The 20,019-nt window shown below is 46.6% G+C and carries 33 protein-coding genes and 1 tRNA gene; 33 read left to right on the top strand and 1 reads right to left on the bottom strand.

Annotated features, from left to right (window positions below; all coding sequences use genetic code 11):
• The first annotated feature begins 40 nt into the window (after window positions 1-40).
• The 6 genes from FC34_RS07375 to FC34_RS07400 all read left to right on the top strand — a co-directional run bounded on the left by FC34_RS07375 (window position 41) and on the right by FC34_RS07400 (window position 6,507).
• A tRNA-Pro gene (locus tag FC34_RS07375) sits at window positions 41-114 on the top strand.
• A 137-nt stretch (window positions 115-251) separates the two neighbouring features.
• Window positions 252-719: a CtsR family transcriptional regulator gene (locus FC34_RS07380; RefSeq protein ID WP_057894781.1), complete on the top strand. Its 468-nt coding sequence runs from the start codon at window positions 252-254 to the stop codon at window positions 717-719.
• A 17-nt stretch (window positions 720-736) separates the two neighbouring features.
• Entirely contained in the window at window positions 737-3,223 is a 2,487-nt protein-coding gene (locus tag FC34_RS07385; protein ID WP_057894782.1) for an ATP-dependent Clp protease ATP-binding subunit, read from the top strand.
• Between the two features lie 323 nt (window positions 3,224-3,546).
• Window positions 3,547-4,746, top strand: coding sequence for a quaternary amine ABC transporter ATP-binding protein (locus tag FC34_RS07390; protein ID WP_057894783.1), 1,200 nt, complete (start codon window positions 3,547-3,549; stop codon window positions 4,744-4,746).
• Window positions 4,739-5,584: an ABC transporter permease gene (locus tag FC34_RS07395; RefSeq protein ID WP_057894784.1), complete on the top strand. Its 846-nt coding sequence runs from the start codon at window positions 4,739-4,741 to the stop codon at window positions 5,582-5,584. Before FC34_RS07390 ends, FC34_RS07395 begins: the two co-directional genes overlap by 8 nt.
• 65 nt (window positions 5,585-5,649) lie before the next feature.
• Window positions 5,650-6,507 (top strand): glycine betaine ABC transporter substrate-binding protein, encoded by an 858-nt coding sequence (locus tag FC34_RS07400; protein WP_057894973.1) that lies wholly within the window; start codon window positions 5,650-5,652, stop codon window positions 6,505-6,507.
• A 59-nt stretch (window positions 6,508-6,566) separates the two neighbouring features.
• On the opposite strand, the gene FC34_RS07405 is transcribed toward FC34_RS07400, so the two are convergent.
• Window positions 6,567-7,115, bottom strand: coding sequence for a cysteine hydrolase family protein (locus tag FC34_RS07405; protein WP_057894785.1), 549 nt, complete (start codon window positions 7,113-7,115; stop codon window positions 6,567-6,569).
• Window positions 7,116-7,507: 392 nt separating this feature from the next.
• On the opposite strand from FC34_RS07405, the gene rpsJ reads away from it, so the two are divergent.
• The 27 genes from rpsJ to rpsK all read left to right on the top strand — a co-directional run bounded on the left by rpsJ (window position 7,508) and on the right by rpsK (window position 19,951).
• Window positions 7,508-7,816, top strand: a complete 309-nt coding sequence (gene rpsJ / locus FC34_RS07410) for a 30S ribosomal protein S10 (RefSeq protein ID WP_057894786.1) — start codon at window positions 7,508-7,510, stop codon at window positions 7,814-7,816.
• A 27-nt stretch (window positions 7,817-7,843) separates the two neighbouring features.
• Complete coding sequence (gene rplC / locus FC34_RS07415; protein ID WP_057894787.1) at window positions 7,844-8,476, top strand: 50S ribosomal protein L3; 633 nt, start codon at window positions 7,844-7,846, stop codon at window positions 8,474-8,476.
• 23 nt (window positions 8,477-8,499) lie between these two features.
• Entirely contained in the window at window positions 8,500-9,123 is a 624-nt protein-coding gene (rplD, locus tag FC34_RS07420; RefSeq protein ID WP_057894788.1) for a 50S ribosomal protein L4, read from the top strand.
• Entirely contained in the window at window positions 9,123-9,407 is a 285-nt protein-coding gene (gene rplW, locus FC34_RS07425) for a 50S ribosomal protein L23 (protein ID WP_057894789.1), read from the top strand. Before rplD ends, rplW begins: the two co-directional genes overlap by 1 nt.
• A 32-nt stretch (window positions 9,408-9,439) precedes the next feature.
• Window positions 9,440-10,273: a 50S ribosomal protein L2 gene (gene rplB, locus FC34_RS07430; protein ID WP_057894790.1), complete on the top strand. Its 834-nt coding sequence runs from the start codon at window positions 9,440-9,442 to the stop codon at window positions 10,271-10,273.
• A gap of 39 nt (window positions 10,274-10,312) precedes the next feature.
• Window positions 10,313-10,594 (top strand): 30S ribosomal protein S19, encoded by a 282-nt coding sequence (gene rpsS, locus FC34_RS07435; protein ID WP_057894791.1) that lies wholly within the window; start codon window positions 10,313-10,315, stop codon window positions 10,592-10,594.
• Between the two features lie 17 nt (window positions 10,595-10,611).
• Entirely contained in the window at window positions 10,612-10,965 is a 354-nt protein-coding gene (gene rplV, locus FC34_RS07440) for a 50S ribosomal protein L22 (protein WP_057894792.1), read from the top strand.
• A 13-nt stretch (window positions 10,966-10,978) separates the two neighbouring features.
• Window positions 10,979-11,641, top strand: coding sequence for a 30S ribosomal protein S3 (gene rpsC / locus FC34_RS07445; RefSeq protein ID WP_057894793.1), 663 nt, complete (start codon window positions 10,979-10,981; stop codon window positions 11,639-11,641).
• Window positions 11,642-11,644: 3 nt separating this feature from the next.
• Window positions 11,645-12,079 (top strand): 50S ribosomal protein L16, encoded by a 435-nt coding sequence (gene rplP, locus FC34_RS07450; protein ID WP_057894794.1) that lies wholly within the window; start codon window positions 11,645-11,647, stop codon window positions 12,077-12,079.
• The gene (gene rpmC, locus FC34_RS07455; protein WP_057894795.1) at window positions 12,069-12,263 is read left to right on the top strand and encodes a 50S ribosomal protein L29; all 195 of its coding nucleotides are present in this window, start codon (window positions 12,069-12,071) and stop codon (window positions 12,261-12,263) included. The genes rplP and rpmC overlap by 11 nt, the downstream gene beginning before the upstream one ends.
• 20 nt (window positions 12,264-12,283) lie before the next feature.
• Window positions 12,284-12,547 carry a 30S ribosomal protein S17 gene (rpsQ, locus tag FC34_RS07460; RefSeq protein WP_057894796.1) on the top strand — a complete coding sequence of 88 codons (264 nt, stop codon included), beginning with the start codon at window positions 12,284-12,286 and terminating at the stop codon, window positions 12,545-12,547.
• Window positions 12,548-12,577: 30 nt separating this feature from the next.
• Window positions 12,578-12,946: a 50S ribosomal protein L14 gene (gene rplN, locus FC34_RS07465; RefSeq protein WP_057894797.1), complete on the top strand. Its 369-nt coding sequence runs from the start codon at window positions 12,578-12,580 to the stop codon at window positions 12,944-12,946.
• Window positions 12,947-12,973: 27 nt separating this feature from the next.
• The gene (gene rplX / locus FC34_RS07470) at window positions 12,974-13,285 is read left to right on the top strand and encodes a 50S ribosomal protein L24 (RefSeq protein ID WP_057894798.1); all 312 of its coding nucleotides are present in this window, start codon (window positions 12,974-12,976) and stop codon (window positions 13,283-13,285) included.
• 23 nt (window positions 13,286-13,308) lie between these two features.
• Window positions 13,309-13,851: a 50S ribosomal protein L5 gene (gene rplE, locus FC34_RS07475; RefSeq protein WP_057894799.1), complete on the top strand. Its 543-nt coding sequence runs from the start codon at window positions 13,309-13,311 to the stop codon at window positions 13,849-13,851.
• 14 nt (window positions 13,852-13,865) lie between these two features.
• Window positions 13,866-14,051 (top strand): type Z 30S ribosomal protein S14, encoded by a 186-nt coding sequence (locus tag FC34_RS09560; protein WP_083479293.1) that lies wholly within the window; start codon window positions 13,866-13,868, stop codon window positions 14,049-14,051.
• A 30-nt stretch (window positions 14,052-14,081) separates the two neighbouring features.
• Window positions 14,082-14,480: a 30S ribosomal protein S8 gene (rpsH, locus tag FC34_RS07480; protein WP_057894800.1), complete on the top strand. Its 399-nt coding sequence runs from the start codon at window positions 14,082-14,084 to the stop codon at window positions 14,478-14,480.
• Window positions 14,481-14,509: 29 nt separating this feature from the next.
• Complete coding sequence (rplF, locus tag FC34_RS07485) at window positions 14,510-15,040, top strand: 50S ribosomal protein L6 (protein WP_057894801.1); 531 nt, start codon at window positions 14,510-14,512, stop codon at window positions 15,038-15,040.
• Between the two features lie 35 nt (window positions 15,041-15,075).
• Window positions 15,076-15,435 carry a 50S ribosomal protein L18 gene (gene rplR, locus FC34_RS07490; RefSeq protein WP_083479294.1) on the top strand — a complete coding sequence of 120 codons (360 nt, stop codon included), beginning with the start codon at window positions 15,076-15,078 and terminating at the stop codon, window positions 15,433-15,435.
• Between the two features lie 22 nt (window positions 15,436-15,457).
• Window positions 15,458-15,967, top strand: coding sequence for a 30S ribosomal protein S5 (gene rpsE / locus FC34_RS07495; protein ID WP_057894803.1), 510 nt, complete (start codon window positions 15,458-15,460; stop codon window positions 15,965-15,967).
• Window positions 15,968-15,978: 11 nt separating this feature from the next.
• Window positions 15,979-16,164 carry a 50S ribosomal protein L30 gene (gene rpmD / locus FC34_RS07500; protein WP_057894804.1) on the top strand — a complete coding sequence of 62 codons (186 nt, stop codon included), beginning with the start codon at window positions 15,979-15,981 and terminating at the stop codon, window positions 16,162-16,164.
• A gap of 35 nt (window positions 16,165-16,199) precedes the next feature.
• On the top strand, window positions 16,200-16,640 hold the full coding sequence (rplO, locus tag FC34_RS07505) for a 50S ribosomal protein L15 (protein ID WP_057894805.1): 441 nt from the start codon (window positions 16,200-16,202) through the stop codon (window positions 16,638-16,640).
• On the top strand, window positions 16,640-17,953 hold the full coding sequence (gene secY / locus FC34_RS07510) for a preprotein translocase subunit SecY (protein WP_057894806.1): 1,314 nt from the start codon (window positions 16,640-16,642) through the stop codon (window positions 17,951-17,953). Before rplO ends, secY begins: the two co-directional genes overlap by 1 nt.
• A gap of 28 nt (window positions 17,954-17,981) precedes the next feature.
• A complete protein-coding gene (locus FC34_RS07515) occupies window positions 17,982-18,638 on the top strand; it encodes an adenylate kinase (protein WP_057894807.1) in 657 nt (218 codons plus the stop codon).
• 146 nt (window positions 18,639-18,784) lie between these two features.
• Window positions 18,785-19,003, top strand: coding sequence for a translation initiation factor IF-1 (infA, locus tag FC34_RS07520; RefSeq protein ID WP_054717703.1), 219 nt, complete (start codon window positions 18,785-18,787; stop codon window positions 19,001-19,003).
• 27 nt (window positions 19,004-19,030) lie between these two features.
• Window positions 19,031-19,147: a 50S ribosomal protein L36 gene (gene rpmJ / locus FC34_RS09565; protein ID WP_003567518.1), complete on the top strand. Its 117-nt coding sequence runs from the start codon at window positions 19,031-19,033 to the stop codon at window positions 19,145-19,147.
• 30 nt (window positions 19,148-19,177) lie between these two features.
• Entirely contained in the window at window positions 19,178-19,543 is a 366-nt protein-coding gene (gene rpsM / locus FC34_RS07525; protein ID WP_057894808.1) for a 30S ribosomal protein S13, read from the top strand.
• A gap of 18 nt (window positions 19,544-19,561) precedes the next feature.
• Window positions 19,562-19,951 (top strand): 30S ribosomal protein S11, encoded by a 390-nt coding sequence (gene rpsK / locus FC34_RS07530; RefSeq protein ID WP_057894809.1) that lies wholly within the window; start codon window positions 19,562-19,564, stop codon window positions 19,949-19,951.
• The last annotated feature ends 68 nt before the right edge of the window (window positions 19,952-20,019 follow it).

Raw genomic sequence — 20,019 nt, forward strand, 5'->3', positions numbered from 1 at the left:
CGCGGGTTCGAATCCCGTCTTCCGCTTTTTTGTTTTATACCGGGAAATAGCTCAGCTTGGTAGAGCACTACGTTCGGGACGTAGGGGTCGCAAGTTCAAATCTTGTTTTCCCGATCGTACTGGAAGATCATTTGTCAGCGGACAGATGGTCTTTTTTGTTGCCATTAAGGCAATTAAACCTGCGGGTAGCAATTCTTGGTAAAAGTTAGTATAATGAATGTCAGAATTGGTCAGAAAAGGAGGCGAGCACATTGCAACATCATAGTATGGCCGATATCATCGAGTTATATATTGAAGAATTATTGGCAGATTCGCCCCAGGTCAAGATTCGCCGGGCAGAAATTGCCCAGCAATTCAACTGTGCGCCGTCACAGATTAACTATGTTATCCAAACTCGGTTTAAACCAGAGCGGGGGTACATTGTTGAAAGTAAACGTGGTGGCGGGGGCTACATTCAAATTGAGAAAATGAAGCTTCAAGATGAACAAATGCGTCTCGCGATGATTCGAGACAACTTGCCCAGCGCTTTGAGCCAACAAGATGCACAAAGCCTCGTGCAAGATTTGTTCAATAGTGGTATTGTAGACCAACAATCTGGAAATCTGATGCTCAGTGCGTTGAGCCATCAAACATTGAACTTTGTCGATCTCAAGGTTGAAAACCAGTTAAGGGCCCAGTTAATGCTCGCATTTCTGGACACCTTACGTTATGAACGCTAACCAACAAGGAGGCACCTATGGATAACTTATTTACGCCGAGTGCTAAAAACGTACTCCTCATTGCGCAGGAACAAGCCAAGTATTTCCACCATCATGCAGTCGGCACAGAACACTTGCTCATGGCCTTGGTCATTGAACAAGATGGCGTCGCAGGTAAAACCCTGCGCCAGTTAGGTGTCAGCGAAATTGATGTCCACGACGAAATTGAACATTTTACCGGGTATGGCACAACAGATACGCGTTTAAAGGCTGATAGTTATTTACCATATTCACCAAAGGGCAAAGAAGTTCTTGGTTTCGCCAGTGACGAAGCCAAGCGGCTAGGAGCTTTGCGGGTCGGCACAGAACACATCTTACTCGCTCTCTTGCGGGAAGATGATATTCTGGCCGCTCGAATTCTTCAAAATCTTGGCCTGTCACTCTCTAAGACTCGCCAGGTCTTGCTTAAGAAGATGGGTATTTCAGAAGCTGCATCCAAGCGGCGCCCAGCTAACCGCAATGCGGCCAAGCAAGAAGGCACACCAACACTTGATGGGTTAGCTCGTGACCTGACCCAAATGGCGCGGGAAAACAAGATGGATCCCGTCATCGGCCGTGACAAAGAAGTCCGCCGGCTGATTCAAATTCTTGCCCGCCGCACCAAGAACAACCCTGTTTTGATTGGGGAACCTGGTGTCGGTAAAACGGCCATTGCTGAAGGCTTCGCCGAGAAGATTATTGCGGGTGAAGTTCCAGAGGATATGCAAAACAAACGCCTGATGATGCTCGACATGGGGTCATTAGTTGCTGGGACAAAGTATCGTGGTGAATTCGAAGACCGGTTAAAAAAGGTCATCGAAGAAATCTATAAGGATGGCAATGTCATTCTCTTCATTGATGAATTGCATACCTTAATTGGTGCTGGTGGTGCAGAAGGTGCGATTGACGCGTCCAACATCTTAAAGCCTGCCTTGGCTCGGGGTGAACTCCAACTGATTGGGGCGACTACCTTGGATGAATACCAAAAGTACATCGAAAAAGATGCCGCTTTGGAACGTCGGTTTGCGACCATTCAAGTGGATGCACCAAGTCCTGAAGAAGCCTTTCAAATTCTGCAGGGGTTGCGCCCACGTTACGAAGCTCATCACGGAGTGGCTATTAGTGACGAAGCCTTGCAAGCTGCCGTTACCTTATCTGATCGTTACATCACCAATCGGTTCTTGCCTGACAAGGCCATTGACCTGATTGATGAAAGTGCCGCTAAGGTTCGCTTAGATCAAGCGCGGATTAAGACTAAGAGCGACAAACTCGAAGATAAGTTAGCTGAAACCATTGCCGAGAAGGAATCAGCCATTGCGGATCAAGATTTTGAAACCGCCGCTAAAATTCGCAAGCGCGAACAACAATTGAAAGCCAAGCTCGACAAAGAACCTGATCAAGTTAATGAAACAGGTGTCCGGACCGACGTTGTTGTCGGGGCCTCTGACGTGGCTCAGGTTGTGGCCCAGTGGACAGGTGTTCCTGTCACCCAACTTGAGAAGAAGGAAAGCGACCGCTTAGTCAACCTCGAACAAGTTTTACATGAACGGGTTATTGGCCAGGATGAAGCCGTTTCAGCAGTTGCACGCGCAATTCGCCGGGCGCGGAGTGGTTTAAAGGACCCTAACCGTCCCATTGGATCCTTCATGTTCCTCGGGCCTACCGGTGTTGGTAAGACCGAATTGGCCAAAGCATTAGCGGAAGCAATGTTTGGTGATGAGAACTCAATGATTCGGGTCGACATGTCTGAGTATATGGAGAAGTTCAGTACGAGTCGACTGATTGGGGCCGCTCCTGGTTATGTGGGCTATGATGAAGGTGGCCAACTGACCGAAAAAGTCCGCAACCATCCATACTCTGTGGTCTTGTTAGACGAAGTTGAAAAGGCGCATCCAGACGTCTTCAACTTATTACTGCAAGTCTTAGATGATGGCTACTTGACTGACTCGAAGGGTCGGCGGGTTGATTTCCGGAACACAATTTTGATTATGACATCTAACTTAGGGGCGACTGCCTTACGCGATGATAAGAGTGTTGGGTTTGCTGCTAAGGATGTCAGTGCTGACTTCAAGGCCATGCAAAGTCGGATTATGGAAGAACTGAAGCGGTCATTCCGGCCAGAATTCTTGAACCGGATTGATGAAGTCGTGGTCTTCCACAGTCTGAACAAGGAACAGTTACACACCATCGTTAAGCTGATGGCCAAGACTGTGGTCAAGCGGCTGGAAGATCAAGACATTCATGTGAAGTTGACACCTGCGGCTATTGATGTCGTGGCTAAAGCCGGATTCGATCCTGAATATGGTGCCCGTCCAATTCGGCGAGCACTGCAAAAGGATGTCGAGGATCAGCTGAGCGAAATCTTGCTCACAGGCCAAGCTAAGACTGGCGATCAAATCAATATTGGGGCCCAGAAGGGGAAACTAACCTTTACTGTGAAGAACCAAAATGATGAGTCGACCAAGGTCAAAGTCACTGCCAAGTAATCTTTTGAATCAAAAACCGTGGCCAACGAGTGTGGTCACGGTTTTTTTATGCACTTATATGAGAAGGTGCTCATTTTTCTTTCATCAGATTTGACAAAAACGCAGTCTCCCTATTTCAAAATCAGATGGACCAATGAGGGGGATGAGCTTGCCCGTTTGCACAAATGATTGATTGGTGGGAAGTTTTATTCTGCGAAAGTCGTAGATGAGAGAATGGACCACTTCAGACAATATCTTTTGCAATGTCATTTCAGGGGCGTAACATAGATTGCAACGTTTCATTTATCGAATTAATGAATCGATCAGACAGAGGAGGAATGTCGATGACAACCAAAGTCGAAGTCAAGAACCTAACGAAAATCTTCGGGAAGCGGGTCGGTAAAGCTAAGGCCTTACTGGATGCCGGCAAAAGTAAAGCAGAAATTCTTGCAGCAACAGATTCTACCATTGGGGTGAACCAAGCTAATTTCAGTATTAATGAAGGCGAGATCTTCGTCATCATGGGGCTGTCAGGGTCTGGTAAGTCTACAATGATTCGGATGCTGAATCGCCTGATTCAACCAACGAGCGGGCAGGTACTGATTGACGGTAAAGACGTCATGACTATGGACAAGCAAGAACTGCGCGAATTACGGCGCAAGACTATGAGCATGGTCTTCCAAAGCTTTGCGCTTCTGCCCAACCGGACCATTTTGCAAAATGCGGAGTTTGGTCTGGAAATCCAAGGCGTTGACAAGGCTACCCGGCAAAAGGCAGCGAATGATGCCCTTGAATTAGTTGGCTTGCACGGTTATGCGGAACAGTATCCTGACCAACTTTCTGGGGGGATGCAGCAGCGGGTCGGTTTGGCTCGAGCGCTGGCCAATAACCCAGAGATCCTGTTGATGGACGAAGCCTTCTCGGCTCTTGATCCATTGAATCGTAAGGATATGCAAGACGAATTGCTCGACTTGCAGGCTAACATGCAAAAGACCATTATTTTCATTTCGCATGACTTGAATGAAGCGCTGCGGATTGGTGATCGCATCATGATTATGAAGGACGGGGAAATTGTCCAGTTAGGCACTCCAGAAGAAATTCTGAGTCAACCAGCTGATGATTATGTTGAACGCTTCATTGAAGACGTTGACCGGAGTAAAGTTTACACGGCTGGTAATGTCATGGAACGTGCGACGACCATCAACATTGAGAAAGATGGTCCTCGGGTTGCGGCTCGGCGGATGCGCGAAAACGAAATTTCTTCCTTATATGTGGTCGATAACCAACGCCACTTAATCGGTATTGTCGACGCCAAGAATGTCCGGCATGCCATTGAAAACAAGCAAACTGATTTAGCCCCACTGGTCAATCACGATGTGCCAACCACACATACGGATACGCCATTGGCTGAGTTAATGGATGAGGTGTCTAGCACACCAATCCCATTTGCCGTCGTTGATGATAATAATCGCCTGTTAGGGATTATCATCCGTGGCGCCGTGCTCGGTGCTTTGTCAGGGAACGAGGTGAATACGAATGTCTAACATCCCACAATTACCATTAGCACAATGGATTGACTCATTGGTGAACTGGTTGGCCCATTTTGAAGGTTTCTTCAATGCTGTGACTGCCTTCCTAGGCGGCATCGTGGCCGGCTTCCAATTTATCTTCGATCATATTCCGATCCCTCTCTTCATTATTCTGGTTATTGGCCTTACTTGGTATTTGACCCGACACACTAAGAAGTACGGCTTGCTGATTTTCGAATTAGCTGGACTACTGCTTATCTGGAATCTGGATTTCTGGCGAGATATGACGCAGACGTTAACTTTGGTTCTGACTTCCAGCTTAATCACATTTGTCATCGGGGTCCCATTAGGGATTTGGATGGCACGGAATGAGACCGTTAATGCCATCGTCAAGCCAATCTTGGACTTCATGCAGACCATGCCGGCCTTTGTCTATCTGATTCCGGCCGTTGCCTTCTTCGGCATCGGGATGGTCCCAGGGGTAGTCGCTTCTGTGATTTTCGCAATGCCACCAACAGTTCGCATGACGAACTTGGGGATTCGAGAAGTTGATCCAGCATTGATTGAAGCAAGCAATTCCTTTGGGGCAACAAGCTGGCAGAAACTGGTCAAGGTGCAATTGCCACTGGCTAAGAACACCATCATGGCTGGGATTAACCAGAGCATGATGCTCGCCTTATCAATGGTTGTTATTGCTTCGATGATTGGGGCCATGGGCTTAGGGACGAAAGTTTACTTTGCCGTTGGTCGTAATGATGCTGGTGGTGGTTTTGCCGCTGGTTTAGCCATCGTGATTTTGGCGATTATCTTGGACCGCATTACCCAAGCCTTCAATCAACAACAAAGTCATTAGCCTAAAGGAGGAATACTGTGCGTAAACAGACAAAAATTCTCACCCTTGGCTTTATCGGATTGCTGATGCTGCTGGCTGGTTGTGCCCCACAAAATCAAGCCTACAACCCTAAACAACCACTTGGGGAGCAGGTCAACTACACGATTACAGGGATTGACGCTGGTGCTGGTATCATGGGTGCGGCCTCAACTGCATTAACAGACTATGGTTTGGCCAAAGATAATTGGCAATTACAAACCAGTTCGACCGCAGCGATGACCAGTGCGATAGATAAAGCCATCAAGCATAAAGAACCAATCGTCATCACTGGTTGGCAACCTCACTGGATGTTCACAAAGTATCCCCTGAAGTTCTTAAAGGATCCTAAACATGTGTTCGGACAAGCTGAGAATATCCACACCATTGTCCGTAAAGGGCTTAAGCAGGATATGCCGACAGCCTATAAGTTCTTGGATAACTTCTACTGGACGCCAAAGGATATGTCAGCCGTCATGATTCAAGTTAATGACGGTGTAGACCCAGCCAAAGCGGCTAAAGCTTGGATTAAGGCTAACCCTGATAAAGTGAACACTTGGATTAAAGGGCTGACCCCGATCAAGAATCATCAGAAGATTAAGTTGACGTACGTTGCTTGGGATTCTGAAATTGCCTCGACTAACGTGGTCGCCCAAGTGCTCAAGCAATTGGGGTATGACGTCACCATCCAGGCGATGGAAGTGCAGCCAGTCTGGGCTTCAGTCTCAACCAAAGCGGCAGACGCGCAAGTCTCAGCTTGGTTACCGAAGACTTCTGGGAAGTTCTATTCCGATTACAAAGGACAGTTCGTTGACTTAGGCGTGAACCTCAAGGGGGCCAAAGTCGGGCTAGCTGTTCCGAAGTACATGACGAATATCAATTCAATTGAAGATTTAAAAAAGAAGTAACGCAAAAAGGCGCTGACAAGATGACTGTCAGCGCCTTTTTTGATGGTGTTTGGAAGGGGCTAGATAATCGTGGCATTCAAGACATTCTTGAAGTGGGCTAAGGCAAACTCGGCACCAGCAGGGTTAAAGGTGGCTACGGCGTCTTGATGAATCGTTAAATGATAATTCAAGTTATAGGCATCAACTGCTGTGTGTAAGACGCAGATGTCCGTATCAACGCCGACCAAATGTAAGTCAGTAATTCTGCGCTCGCGTAACCAAATGTCTAATGGCGTGCCCGCGAAACTGGAATAGCGGGTCTTGTCAAAGAAGATGACGTTTTGCGCGTCTTGGTGAGCCGCGTACCAAGGCTGCAATTGGCCATACAGTTCGCGACCCCAACTGCCGCGAACATTATGGGGCGGGAACAGCTTAGTTTCAGGGTGGTATGGATCACCCGGGGTATGAACATCAGTGGGGAGGAAGACGAAATCACCTCGCTGATAGAAAGTTTCCGCCAGTTGCACGATTGCATTCTCTATGGCCTGGGCTGGCTCGCCCGCGGTCAAGGCACCATCTGGCGCGACAAAGTCATTCGTGTAATCAATAATAATCAACGCTTCTGCCATCTGTCTTGACACCTCTCTTTTCTAAAGTGACTTTACCATACCCGCTTGCTCTGACAGCGTCAAGCAAAAGGGAAGCCGGGCGAATGAAAGTTAGTTTGAAAACGTGAATTGCCTCGAAGCACTTTTCATGGTAAGCTAATCAAGTTGTTTTCTAGCACCGACAACAAAAACGCCGGAAAAGTAAGAAAAAGCTTGTTTTCACGGGATTTTTTTTGTATACTTTTACAAGTGCTTGTTCCCAAGGGAGCAGTATGCACTGCAGGATGCTAAGTGCATCGGGTAGCGTGGATGTGAGAGGTTGCGACACGCCCGGCCGCTTTGCCACGGCGAGCGAGTTGGTAATTTTCACGGAGCTAGTCTACTAACTGATAATAGACGAAGGAGGTCACACAATGGCAAAACAAAAGATTCGGATCCGGCTTAAGGCTTACGAACACCGGATTCTCGATCAATCAGCAGACAAGATTGTTGATACTGCAAAGCGCACTGGCGCAACAATTTCAGGTCCAATCCCTCTGCCAACCGAACGGACATTATATACGGTTTTACGTTCCCCACATAAGTACAAGGATTCACGGGAACAATTTGAAATGCGTACGCATAAGCGTCTGATCGACATCGTTAACCCAACACCTAAGACAGTTGATGCTTTGATGAAGCTCGACTTGCCAAGCGGCGTTGATATCGAAATTAAATTATAATCTACTATAGAAATTGGAGGTGTACCCATGACACGAAAAGGAATCTTAGGTAAGAAGGTTGGCATGACTCAAGTCTTCACCGACAACGGCGAACTTGTTCCTGTTACCGTTATCGACGTGACTCCTAACATTGTAATGCAAGTCAAGACTGTTGAATCTGACGGTTACGAAGCAGTGCAATTAGGTTACGGCGACATGCGTGAAGTTTTGACAAACAAGCCATCCCAAGGTCACGCTAAAAAGGCGAACACAACTCCTAAGCGCTTCGTTAAAGAAATTCGCGATGTTGCGCTTAGTGATTATGAAGTAGGCGCAGAAGTTAAGGCTGATGAATTCACGGCAGGCGACATCGTGGACGTCACCGGTACTTCCAAAGGTCACGGTTACCAAGGTAACATCAAGAAGGATGGCCAATCACGCGGTCCTATGGCCCACGGTTCACGTTACCACCGTCGTCCTGGTTCTCTTGGGGCTATCATTAACAAAGTCTTCAAGGGTAAGAAATTACCAGGTCGGATGGGTAACAATACCCGGACAATGCAAAACCTGCAAGTGATCTCTGTTGACCTCGACCACAATGTTCTTTTAATTAAGGGTAATGTGCCAGGTGCCAACAAGTCATTCGTTACTGTTCGTTCCGCTGTTAAAGCGGCTAAATAATTTAGAAGGGAGGACATTTACGTATGGCAAACGTTACTTTATATAAGCAAGATGGTTCCCAAAACGGCACCGTTGAATTAAACGATGCAGTTTGGGCAATCGAACCAAACGAAAACGTCGTGTTTGACGCAGTTGTGATGCAACGCGCTTCCCTTCGTCAAGGTACACACGCCGTAAAGAACCGTTCAGCCGTTTCTGGTGGTGGCCGTAAGCCATGGCGCCAAAAGGGTACTGGACGTGCTCGTCAAGGTTCAATCCGTTCCCCACAATGGCGTGGCGGTGGTATCGTCTTCGGACCTACACCTCGCAGCTACAGCTACAAGTTACCTAAGAAGGTTCGTCGCTTGGCAATCAAGTCCGTGCTTTCACAAAAGGTTCTCGACAGTGACCTTGTTGTTGTCGATGGTTTATCCTTTGATGCACCTAAGACCAAAGCATTTGCTCAAGTCCTTGCTGGCTTGAATGTGGATACTAAGGCATTAGTTGTGCTTGAAGAAGGCAACGAATTTGCAGCTCTTGCAGCACGCAACTTACCAAACGTTAAAGTTGTGCCAGCAGAAGGTATCAACGTATTAGATGTTGTGAACTACAACAAGCTGATCTTGACCCAAGCTGCGCTCCAAAAGATTGAGGAGGTGCTTGCATAATGGAAGCACGCGACATCATTTTACGCCCAATCATTACGGAACAAACCATGGCTCTCATGGATGACCGTAAGTACACATTCGAAGTTGACCGTCGTGCTGATAAAACAGCCGTTCGTCGTGCCATCGAAGAAATCTTCGAAGTTACGGTTAAGAACGTCAACATCGCAAACGTACGTGGGAAGAAAAAGCGCCAAGGTAACTACGCCGGTTACACCCGGAAGCGCCGTAAGGCAATCGTTACTTTGACTGCTGACTCTAAGCAAATCACGATTTTTGAAGACTAGTAACAAAATTTTGTAAGTAGGAGGGAAAAAACGTGGCGATTATTAAGTACAAACCAACCACAAACGGCCGTCGGAACATGTCTGGCTCAGATTTCGCTGAAATCACCAAGACAAAGCCTGAAAAGACTTTACTTGAAAGCCAAAGTCATACTGCTGGTCGTAATGCTCACGGGCACATTACCGTGCGTCATCGTGGCGGTGGTCACAAGCAATTCTACCGGATCATCGACTTCAAGCGTCAAAAAGACAACGTAACTGCAACGGTTGCAGCGATTGAATACGATCCAAACCGTACAGCTAACATCGCATTATTACATTATGAAGATGGGGTTAAGGCCTACATCTTAGCACCTAAGGGTCTTAATGTTGGTGACAAGGTTGTTTCTGGTGAAGATGTTGATATCAAGGTTGGTAATGCAATGCCATTATCAAACATTCCTGATGGAACAACCATCCATAACATCGAATTGAAGCCTGGTAAGGGCGGCCAATTGGCTCGTTCAGCTGGTGTTTCTGCTCAATTGTTAGGTAAGGAAGACAAGTACGTTACTGTTCGTTTGGCTTCTGGTGAAGTTCGGATGATCTTAGCTCGTAACCGTGCAACTATCGGTGAAGTTGGTAACGAACAACATGAATTGATCAACATTGGTAAAGCTGGTCGTAAGCGCTGGTTAGGCTTCCGTCCAACGGTCCGTGGGTCAGTTATGAACCCTAACGATCACCCTCATGGTGGTGGTGAAGGTAAAGCACCTATCGGTCGTCCATCTCCTCTTTCTCCATGGGGTAAGAAGACTCTCGGTAAGAAGACTCGTGACCATAAGGCTAAGTCTGAGAAGTTCATCGTCCGTCACCGTAAGCACAAGTAATCAGTAATCTGAATTACAGCGTATAAAGGAGGTCACACAATGGGTCGCAGTCTTAAAAAAGGACCTTTCGCCGACGCTCATCTTCTGAAGAAGATTGAAGCACAGGCTGACAGCGAAAAGAAACAAGTCATTCGGACTTGGTCTCGTCGCTCAACCATTTTCCCTAGTTTCATCGGTTACACCATCGCCGTTTATGATGGTCGCAAGCACGTCCCAGTTTTCGTTTCTGAAGACATGGTTGGTCACAAGTTAGGCGAATTTGTTCCTACTCGTACTTTCCGTGGACATGCAAATGATGACAAGAAGTCCAAAGGGCGCTAGAAAGGAGCATATAATTCATGGCTGATCAAATTACGTCTGCAACTGCAACGGCAAAGACAGTTCGGATTGCTGCTCGCAAAGCGCGTTTGGTAATCGACTTAATTCGCAACCGCGACGTTGCTGAAGCTTTAGCAATTCTTGACTTCACCCCAAACGGTGCAGCAACAGATATTTCTAAAGTGCTCAAGTCGGCAATCGCCAATGCAGAACATAACTACGACTTAGATGCACAAAACTTATATGTGAGCGAAGCTTATGTCAACGAAGGCCCAACCCTCAAACGGTTCCGTCCTCGTGCCAAAGGTAGCGCATCACCAATTAACAAACGGACGAGCCACATCACCGTGGTTGTTTCCGAAAAAGAAGCATAAGGAGGGATAACGCGTGGGTCAAAAAATTAATCCAGTAGGTTTCCGTGTTGGTGTCATTCGTGACTGGGAAGCAAAGTGGTATGCTGACAAAGATTTCGCTACTTTCTTACACGAAGATATTAAGATCCGGGACTTCATCAACAACAAGTTGCAAGATGCTTCCGTTTCAACCATCGAAATCGAACGCGCGGCTAACCGCGTTAACATTTCCATCCACACCGCAAAGCCAGGTATGGTAATCGGTAAGGGTGGTGCGGAAGTTGAAAACTTACGCAAGCAATTGAACGGCTTAACTGGTCGTCAAGTGCACATCAATATTGTTGAAATCAAGAAGCCTGACTTAGATGCTAAGCTTGTCGGCGAAAACATTGCACGTCAGCTCGAACAACGTGTTGCTTTCCGTCGTGCGATGCGTCAAGCAATGCAACGGACAATGCGTTCAGGTGCTAAGGGGATCAAAACCCAAGCTGCTGGCCGTTTGAACGGTGCAGATATTGCTCGTCGTGAACACTATGCTGATGGGACCGTGCCTTTGCACACATTGCGTGCAGATATCGACTACTCATGGCAAGAAGCTATCACAACTTACGGTAAGATCGGGATCAAGACTTGGATCTACCGGGGTGAAATTTTACCTGATAAGCCAAATCGTAACAATGCGAAAGGAGGACACTAATCGATGTTAGTACCTAAGCGTGTTAAGCACCGTCGCGAATTCCGTGGGAAAATGCGTGGTGCTGCTAAAGGCGGCAAAGAATTAAACTTCGGTGAATTCGGACTGCAAGCTTTGGATTCACATTGGATTTCCAACCGGCAGATTGAAGCTGCTCGTATTGCCATGACTCGTTATATGAAGCGTGGTGGGAAAGTATGGATTCGTATCTTCCCTCAAAAATCCTACACCACTAAAGGTGTCGGTGTTCGTATGGGTAATGGTAAAGGGGCACCAACTGGTTGGGTCGCTGTTGTTAAGCGCGAAAAGATTATGTTTGAAGTCGCTGGCGTGCCAGAAGCTGTTGCTCGCGAAGCATTGCGGCTCGCTTCAAACAAACTCCCAGTGCGCACTAAGATCGTTCAACGCGAGGAAGTAGGTGAGCAATCAAATGAAGGCTAAGGAAATTACTGCATTAACCACTGCTGAGATGCTCGACAAGGAAAAGCAATACAAAGAAGAGCTGTTCAACCTGCGCTTCCAACAAGCAACCGGTCAACTTGAAAACACCGCTCGCTTAAAGCAAGTGCGTAAAAACATTGCTCGGATCAAGACGGTCCTTCGGCAGCAAGAACTAAGTAAATAATCGGAAAGGAGACATTTACCTTGGAAGAACGTAATCATCGTAAAGTTTATCAAGGCCGCGTGGTCTCAGACAAAATGGATAAGACCATCACAGTAGAAGTCAGCACAACAAAGACTCATCCTGTTTATGGCAAGCGTGTGAAGTACTCTAAGAAGTATTATGCTCACGATGAAGATAATACCGCTAAGGTTGGCGATATTGTTCGGATCATGGAAACTCGTCCTTTATCACGCAATAAGCGCTTCCGTTTATTGAACGTTGTCGAAAAGGCAGTTATCATTTAATTTTTGAAGTGATGAAAGGAGGACCTACCCGTGATTCAACAAGAAAGTCGTCTTAAAGTAGCCGATAATTCTGGCGCACGTGAAATCCTTGTTATTAAAGTACTTGGCGGTTCATACCGTAAGACTGGTAACATCGGTGACGTCGTCGTGGCAACTGTAAAACAAGCTACACCAGGTGGCGTTGTCAAGAAGTCTGATGTTGTTAAGGCTGTTATCGTCCGGACTAAGTCTGGCGCTCGTCGTTCTGATGGTTCATACATCAAGTTTGACGAAAATGCAGCTGTCATCATCAACGCTGACAAGAGCCCACGCGGGACTCGGATTTTTGGACCTGTGGCACGTGAATTGCGTGACGGCGATTTCATGAAGATCGTTTCCTTAGCACCCGAAGTCCTTTAATCATTCTGACCATATAGGAGGTGCGATATGTTCTTAAAAAAAGGTGACAAAGTCCGTGTTATGCGTGGGAAAGACGCTGGCAAGGAAGGCACCGTGACTAAGGTTTTGCAAAAGACCGATAAGGTCATCGTTGAAGGTGTCAACATGATTAAGAAGCACGAAAAGCCATCAACCCTTAACCCTCAAGGTGGGATTGTGGATAAGGAAGCAGCCATTCACGTTTCTAACGTAATGTTGCTTGACCCAGAATCCAACAAGCCTACTCGTATCGGTAAGGACGTTAAAGACGGTAACAAGGTTCGGATCGCCAAGAAGTCTGGCGCCGCAATCGACAAGTAATTAGAAAGGAGGACAAATTCTTTATGGCTAATCGTTTACAAGAACGCTATACAAAAGAAATTGCACCTGCTTTAATTAGCAAGTTCAATTACAAGAGTTCCATGCAAGCACCTAAGATCGAAAAGATCGTTTTAAACATGGGTGTTGGTGATGCCACCACAAACGCAAAGAACCTGGACGAAGCAGTTGCAGAACTTGCTTTGATCTCTGGTCAACAACCTTTAATCACAAAGGCTAAGAAGTCAATTGCTGGCTTCCGCTTACGTGAAGGTATGCCGATTGGTGCAAAAGTAACCTTACGTGGCGAACGCATGTATGATTTCTTAGATAAGTTAATCAACGTGTCCTTGCCTCGTGTGCGTGACTTCCATGGTATTTCCGCTAAGTCCTTCGATGGTCGCGGTAACTATACTTTAGGGGTACGTGAACAATTGATCTTCCCTGAAATTGATTACGATCAAGTTAATCGGGTTCGTGGGTTAGACGTTGTTATTGTTACTACTGCTAACACTGATGAAGAAGGCCTCGAATTGCTGACGCAAATCGGGATGCCATTCGCTAAATAAGGGAGGTCCACTGCTTGGCTAAGAAGTCACTCATCGTCAAGAATCAGCGGCCTGCTAAGTTCGCAGTGCAAGAATACACACGTTGCGAACGTTGTGGTCGCCCACATTCTGTTTATCGTAAGTTCAAACTTTGCCGGATTTGCCTTCGTGAATTAGCTCATGCCGGCCAAATTCCTGGTATGCGTAAAGCTAGCTGGTAAAGCACTACCAAGTAAAAGGAGGTTAAATCAATGGTCCTGACCGATCCAATCGCAGACTACTTGACTCGGATTCGTAATGCAAACATGGTTCGCCACGAATCTTTAGTCGTACCTGCTTCCAAGATGAAGAAAGACATTTCTGAAATTTTAAAGCGTGAAGGCTTCATCCGCGACTTCGAAGTAATCGAAGACGACAAGCAAGGCATGATCCGGATTTTCTTAAAGTACGGTAAGGATAACGAACGCGTTATCTCCGGCTTGAAGCGGATTTCTAAGCCTGGTTTACGTTCATACGTGAAGAGTAATGATGTGCCTAAGGTCTTAAACGGCTTAGGGATTGCTATCATCTCAACTTCTGAAGGTGTTATCACCGACAAAGAAGCACGCGCTAAGAACGTCGGCGGCGAAGTGCTCGCCTACATTTGGTAATCAATTAATCTAAAAGGAGGTGCCCACAAGTGAGTCGTATCGGTTATAAAGTTATTAATATCCCTGCTGGTGTTACCGTAACCAAGAATGGTGACGATATTACAGTTAAGGGGCCAAAGGGTGAATTAACCCGTACTTTTGTTCCTGAAATCGAGATGCATCAAGAAGGCAGCGAAATCAATTTCACTCGCCCTAATGATTCATACAAAGCAATTCACGGCACAATGCGGGCCAACTTAAACAACATGGTTGTAGGGGTAACTGATGGTTACCAGAAGTCCTTGACCCTGGTTGGTGTTGGTTACCGTGCCCAATTGCAAGGTAAGAAGTTAGTACTGAATGTTGGTTACTCTCATCCAGTTGAAATGGAAGCCCCAGAAGGCATTACCATTGAAGTTCCAAGTAACACTAACATTCTTATCAGCGGGATCAGTAAGCAAGTTGTTGGTCAATTTGCTGCCGAAATCCGTGCAGTCCGTTCCCCAGAACCTTATAAAGGTAAGGGTATTCGTTACACAGACGAAAACGTCCGTCGTAAGGAAGGTAAGACTGGTAAGTAGTCGTTTCATATTAATCTAAACAAGAGGTGAACATTGTGATTTCAAAGCCAGATAAAAACAAAACTCGGCAACGTCGTCACTCACGCGTCCGGGGTAAGATTTCTGGTACGAGCGAGCGCCCACGCTTGAACATTTTCCGTTCTAACAAAAACATCTACGCGCAATTAATTGATGACGTAGCGGGTGTGACGCTAGCAAGTGCCTCCACTCTTGATAAAGAAATTTCAGCTGATTTAAACAAGACTGACTCAGCTGCTGCTGTTGGTGAATTAATCGCCAAGCGCGGCGTTGCTGCTGGTCATAAAGTTGTGGTCTTTGACCGTGGTGGGTATCTCTATCATGGTCGCGTTGCTGCTTTAGCTGAAGCTGCTCGCGAAAACGGCCTCGAATTCTAATACAAAGGAGGATAACCGACACATGGCATCATCATCATTTATTGATCCAGCTCAGTTGGACTTAGAAGATCGTGTTGTATCGATCAACCGGGTCACCAAAGTTGTCAAAGGTGGTCGTCGTCTGCGTTTTGCTGCTATTGCAATCGTTGGTGATAAGCACGGTCACGTTGGCTTTGGTACCGGTAAAGCGCAAGAAGTGCCAGAAGCAATTCGTAAGGCGATTGAAGACGCTAAGAAGAACCTTATCGAAGTCCCAATCGTTGGCACAACTATTCCTCATGAAGTTATTGGTCACTTCGGTGCAGGTGAAGTTCTCTTGAAGCCTGCCGTTGAAGGGTCCGGGGTTGCTGCTGGTGGCGCGGTTCGTGCCGTCATGGAACTTGCAGGTATCAACGATGTTACCAGTAAGTCACTTGGCCGTAACACGCCAATCAACATGATCCGTGCAACCATTGACGGTCTTAGCCAATTAAAGACTGTTCAACAAGTTGCCGACCTTCGTGGCATCTCTGTTTCTCAATTACAAGACTAGGAGGATTTACCATGGCTCAATTAAAAATCACTTTGACCCGTAGTGCTGTCCACCGTCTCCCTAAGCAACGCAAAATTGTTAAGGAATTAGGTCTTGGTCGGGTAAACAGTTCCGTTGTGAAGCCTGATAATGCAGCTACTCGTGGTGCTATTTTCCAAATTGCACACTTGGTTTCTGTTGAAGAAATTAAGGACTAATACGCAAATCAATTAACAAGGAGGTGCCTCAGAGCATGAAGTTACATGAATTAAAGCCTAGTGAAGGTTCACGTCACTCACGCAAGCGGCTTGGCCGTGGTACTTCTAGTGGTCAAGGTAAGACTGCTGGTCGTGGCCAAAAGGGTCAATTAGCTCGCCAAGGTGGTAAAACTCGTCTCGGGTTTGAAGGTGGCCAGATGCCATTATTCCGCCGGATGCCAAAACGTGGATTTAACAACATCAACCGTAAAGTCTTTGCCGTGGTCAACATTGCTGACTTAAACCGGTTTGAAGACGGTACAGAAGTAACACCAGCCCTCTTAGTTGAAGCTGGTCTTGTTAAGAACGAACGTGATGGAATCAAGTTACTTGCTAACGGTTCACTTGAGAAGAAGCTTTCTATCAAGGTCAATCACGCATCAAACGCAGCTAAAGAAGCCGTTGTTGCTGCAGGCGGTTCAATTGAGGTGATCTAATGTTATCGACCCTCAGAAACGCGCTCAAGGTTAAGGAGATTCGTAACAAGATTCTCTTTACCTTAGGCGTTTTACTGGTCTATCGATTAGGGGCACAAATTTCCGTACCTGGTGTAAATGCCAGAGCTCTAACAGAAATTGGCCAAACAGGTTTGATTCCATTATTGGATACTGTTAGTGGTGGGGGTTTATCGAATTACTCGATTTTTTCCATGGGGGTTTCCCCGTACATCACGGCTCAAATTGTGGTTCAGCTTTTGCAAATGGACATTTTACCCAAGTTCGTTGAATGGAGTAAGCAAGGGGAAACTGGTCGGCGTAAGCTGAATCAGGCGACCCGTTACCTCACGATTGTACTAGGGTTCGTTCAAGCATTAGGGATTACAGCCGGGTTCCAACAGTTGAGTAGTCTCGGGTTGGTTCGCAACCCAAGTGTCTCAACCTATGTCACTATCGGGATCATCCTGACTGGTGGGACCATGTTGCTGACCTGGATGGGTGAGCAGATTACAGATAAGGGATTAGGGAACGGGATTTCCCTCATCATCTTCGCTGGGATTATCGCTCGCCTGCCAAACGGCGTTTACGAATTGGTCCGTGATAACGTGATCAACGTCGATGCTGGTTCTCGCTGGCAAGGCATTTTGTTCCTCGTTGGCTTGGCAATCATCATTATGTTGGTGGTTGCGTTTGTCACCTGGGTTCAACAAGCCAATCGTAAGATTCCGATTCAATACACGCGTCGGGTGACCAACGCGGGTTCAAACAGCTACTTACCTTTGAAGGTTAATGTCGCTGGGGTGATTCCGGTTATCTTCGCCAGCTCGTTCATTGTGACACCACAAACCATCCTGATGGCTTTCCAAAGCAGTCACGGTAATGATGGCTGGTACATCACTTTGACCAACATTTTCAACATGCAAAAGCCAATTGGGACTGCATTGTATACGTTACTGATTGTCTTATTCACTTTCTTCTATGCGTTCGTGCAAGTGAACCCAGAGAAGGTGGCCGAGAACTTAACCAAGCAAGGCAGTTACATTCCTGGTGTTTGGCCAGGGAAGGGGACTGAGAAGTTCCTTTCAGGCTTACTAATGCGGCTATCAACCGTAGGGGCTTTGTTCCTCGGTGTGGTTGCACTATTACCACAGCTTGCCGCTAATATTTGGGGCCTGCCACAATCAATCGGATTGGGTGGGACAAGTTTATTGATTGTTGTGATGACAGCCATTGAACTGGTCCGTCAATTGGATGGGTTATTGATGAAACGCGAATATGTCGGTTTCATTCAAGGCGATCTCGTCAAAGACTAACGCAAGCAAACAATGAGGAGGATGCAACGTGAATCTCATCTTAATGGGACTTCCCGGTGCAGGTAAAGGGACTCAGGCAGAACGCATTGTCGATGCTTACCAAATCGCCCATATCAGTACGGGTGATATGTTCCGTGCAGCCATGGCTGCCGGCACAGACCTCGGTCTGGAAGCAAAACGTTACATTGATCAGGGACAACTTGTTCCCGACTCAGTAACCGATGGCATTGTTAAGGATCGGTTGGGTGAACCTGATACTGATTCAGGCTACATGCTCGACGGTTTCCCTCGGACCATCCAACAAGCTGAAGCACTTGAACAAATCACTGCTGATTTGAACAAGCCTTTGGACGCGGTTATCAACATTGATGTTGATCCGCAAATCTTGGTTGATCGCCTGTCTGGGCGGTTTATCTGTAAAACCTGTGGGGCAACGTATCATAAGTTATACAATCCCCCTAAGGTTGCCGGCACTTGCGACCGTTGTGGCGGTCATGAGTTCTTCCAACGTGAAGACGACAAGCCAGAAACAGTGAAGAATCGTTTGAAAGTGAACATCGAAATGAACACCCCATTGCTTGACTTCTATAAGGAACGCAATGTGTTGTATACAGTTGATGGTGATCAAGCCATCGATAAAGTGTTTGCCGAGATTCAGAAAATTCTGACTACCGTTGCAAAGTAGATGACTCGTCTTTTGCACCGTCCTCACGGCAGTTTTCAAAGCCGAATATTTATGGTACAATATCGCGGTATACGCGGTGAGTGCTATTTGGCCTCACCCTTTTCGCGCGTACTGCGTGGACCCAAAATTTAGGAGGAATATTTTACGTGGCAAAAGACGATGTAATTGAAATTCAAGGCACCGTGGTGGATACCTTACCCAACGCGATGTTTAAAGTCGAACTTGAAAATGGTGCAACAATTCTGGCCCATGTTTCAGGTAAAATTCGGATGCACTACATTCGGATCCTGCCTGGTGATCGTGTAACGGTGGAATTATCTCCGTATGACTTAACCAAGGGCCGAATCACGTATCGTTTCAAGTAGTTGCCAACCTGAGGAGGCTATATAAACATGAAAGTACGTCCATCTGTTAAAAAGATGTGTGAGCACTGCAAGGTCGTTCGTCGTAAAGGACGCGTCATGATCATTTGCTCTGCAAACCCAAAGCATAAGCAACGCCAAGGATAATCATTTAAATCAATAGGAGGTGTCAGTTACATGGCTCGTATCGCAGGTGTGGACTTACCCCGTGGTAAGCAAATCGTCATTGCGTTAACGTACATCTTCGGGATTGGTAAGACGACTGCTCAAAAGATTCTTAAAGAAGCAGGCGTTCCAGAAACCACTCGTCAAGATGACTTAACACCAGATCAAGAAGATAAGATTCGTGCAGTTGTCGACAACTACCGTGTTGAAGGTGACTTACGTCGTGAAGTTAGCTTGAACATCAAGCGTCTGCAAGAAATCGGTTCTTATCGTGGTATCCGTCATCGTCGCGGATTGCCTGTTCGTGGTCAAAATACCAAGAACAACGCTCGTACTCGTAAGGGTAAGAAAGTTACCATTGCTGGTAAGAAGAAATAATTAAAGGAGGTATGATCGATGGCAACACGTAAGACAAGCCGTAAGCGCCGTGTTCGTAAACATATCGAATCCGGTGTGGCACATATTCACTCAACGTTTAACAATACGTTGGTTATGATTACCGACCCTCGTGGGAACGCGATTTCTTGGTCATCAGCTGGTGCTCTTGGTTTCAAGGGTAGCCGTAAGTCAACACCATTTGCTGCACAAATGGCTGCTGAAGCTGCTGGTAAAGAAGCAATGGAACACGGGATGAAGTCTGTTGAAGTTGCAGTTAAGGGTCCTGGTTCTGGTCGTGAAGCAGCTATCCGTTCACTTCAAGCAACTGGTCTTGAAGTCACTGCAATCCGCGATGTGACTCCTGTGCCACATAACGGTTCTCGTCCTCCAAAGCGTCGTCGTGTATAATTGTTACCCTGCGACCGCGAATTGGTCGGGTATGCAAAACTTCACTTCTCGTTTTGAAAGGGGTACAG

Origin of the sequence: Lacticaseibacillus brantae DSM 23927 (assembly GCF_001436115.1) — a bacterium.
Lineage (GTDB): Bacteria > Bacillota > Bacilli > Lactobacillales > Lactobacillaceae > Lacticaseibacillus > Lacticaseibacillus brantae.

Coding starts and splice junctions, on each gene's coding strand:
- FC34_RS07385 (WP_057894782.1), top strand. CDS start 737: ATGGATAACTTATTTACGCCGAGTGCTAAAAACGTACTCCTCATTGCG.
- rpsE (WP_057894803.1), top strand. CDS start 15,458: ATGGCATCATCATCATTTATTGATCCAGCTCAGTTGGACTTAGAAGAT.
- rpmC (WP_057894795.1), top strand. CDS start 12,069: ATGAAGGCTAAGGAAATTACTGCATTAACCACTGCTGAGATGCTCGAC.
- rpsM (WP_057894808.1), top strand. CDS start 19,178: ATGGCTCGTATCGCAGGTGTGGACTTACCCCGTGGTAAGCAAATCGTC.
- rplD (WP_057894788.1), top strand. CDS start 8,500: ATGGCAAACGTTACTTTATATAAGCAAGATGGTTCCCAAAACGGCACC.
- rpsS (WP_057894791.1), top strand. CDS start 10,313: ATGGGTCGCAGTCTTAAAAAAGGACCTTTCGCCGACGCTCATCTTCTG.
- rpmJ (WP_003567518.1), top strand. CDS start 19,031: ATGAAAGTACGTCCATCTGTTAAAAAGATGTGTGAGCACTGCAAGGTC.
- FC34_RS07390 (WP_057894783.1), top strand. CDS start 3,547: ATGACAACCAAAGTCGAAGTCAAGAACCTAACGAAAATCTTCGGGAAG.
- FC34_RS07405 (WP_057894785.1), bottom strand. CDS start 7,115: ATGGCAGAAGCGTTGATTATTATTGATTACACGAATGACTTTGTCGCG.
- secY (WP_057894806.1), top strand. CDS start 16,640: ATGTTATCGACCCTCAGAAACGCGCTCAAGGTTAAGGAGATTCGTAAC.
- rplC (WP_057894787.1), top strand. CDS start 7,844: ATGACACGAAAAGGAATCTTAGGTAAGAAGGTTGGCATGACTCAAGTC.
- rpmD (WP_057894804.1), top strand. CDS start 15,979: ATGGCTCAATTAAAAATCACTTTGACCCGTAGTGCTGTCCACCGTCTC.
- rplO (WP_057894805.1), top strand. CDS start 16,200: ATGAAGTTACATGAATTAAAGCCTAGTGAAGGTTCACGTCACTCACGC.
- FC34_RS07395 (WP_057894784.1), top strand. CDS start 4,739: ATGTCTAACATCCCACAATTACCATTAGCACAATGGATTGACTCATTG.
- rpsH (WP_057894800.1), top strand. CDS start 14,082: ATGGTCCTGACCGATCCAATCGCAGACTACTTGACTCGGATTCGTAAT.
- rplX (WP_057894798.1), top strand. CDS start 12,974: ATGTTCTTAAAAAAAGGTGACAAAGTCCGTGTTATGCGTGGGAAAGAC.
- rplE (WP_057894799.1), top strand. CDS start 13,309: ATGGCTAATCGTTTACAAGAACGCTATACAAAAGAAATTGCACCTGCT.
- FC34_RS07400 (WP_057894973.1), top strand. CDS start 5,650: ATGCTGCTGGCTGGTTGTGCCCCACAAAATCAAGCCTACAACCCTAAA.
- rpsJ (WP_057894786.1), top strand. CDS start 7,508: ATGGCAAAACAAAAGATTCGGATCCGGCTTAAGGCTTACGAACACCGG.
- rplV (WP_057894792.1), top strand. CDS start 10,612: ATGGCTGATCAAATTACGTCTGCAACTGCAACGGCAAAGACAGTTCGG.
- rplW (WP_057894789.1), top strand. CDS start 9,123: ATGGAAGCACGCGACATCATTTTACGCCCAATCATTACGGAACAAACC.
- rplP (WP_057894794.1), top strand. CDS start 11,645: ATGTTAGTACCTAAGCGTGTTAAGCACCGTCGCGAATTCCGTGGGAAA.
- rpsK (WP_057894809.1), top strand. CDS start 19,562: ATGGCAACACGTAAGACAAGCCGTAAGCGCCGTGTTCGTAAACATATC.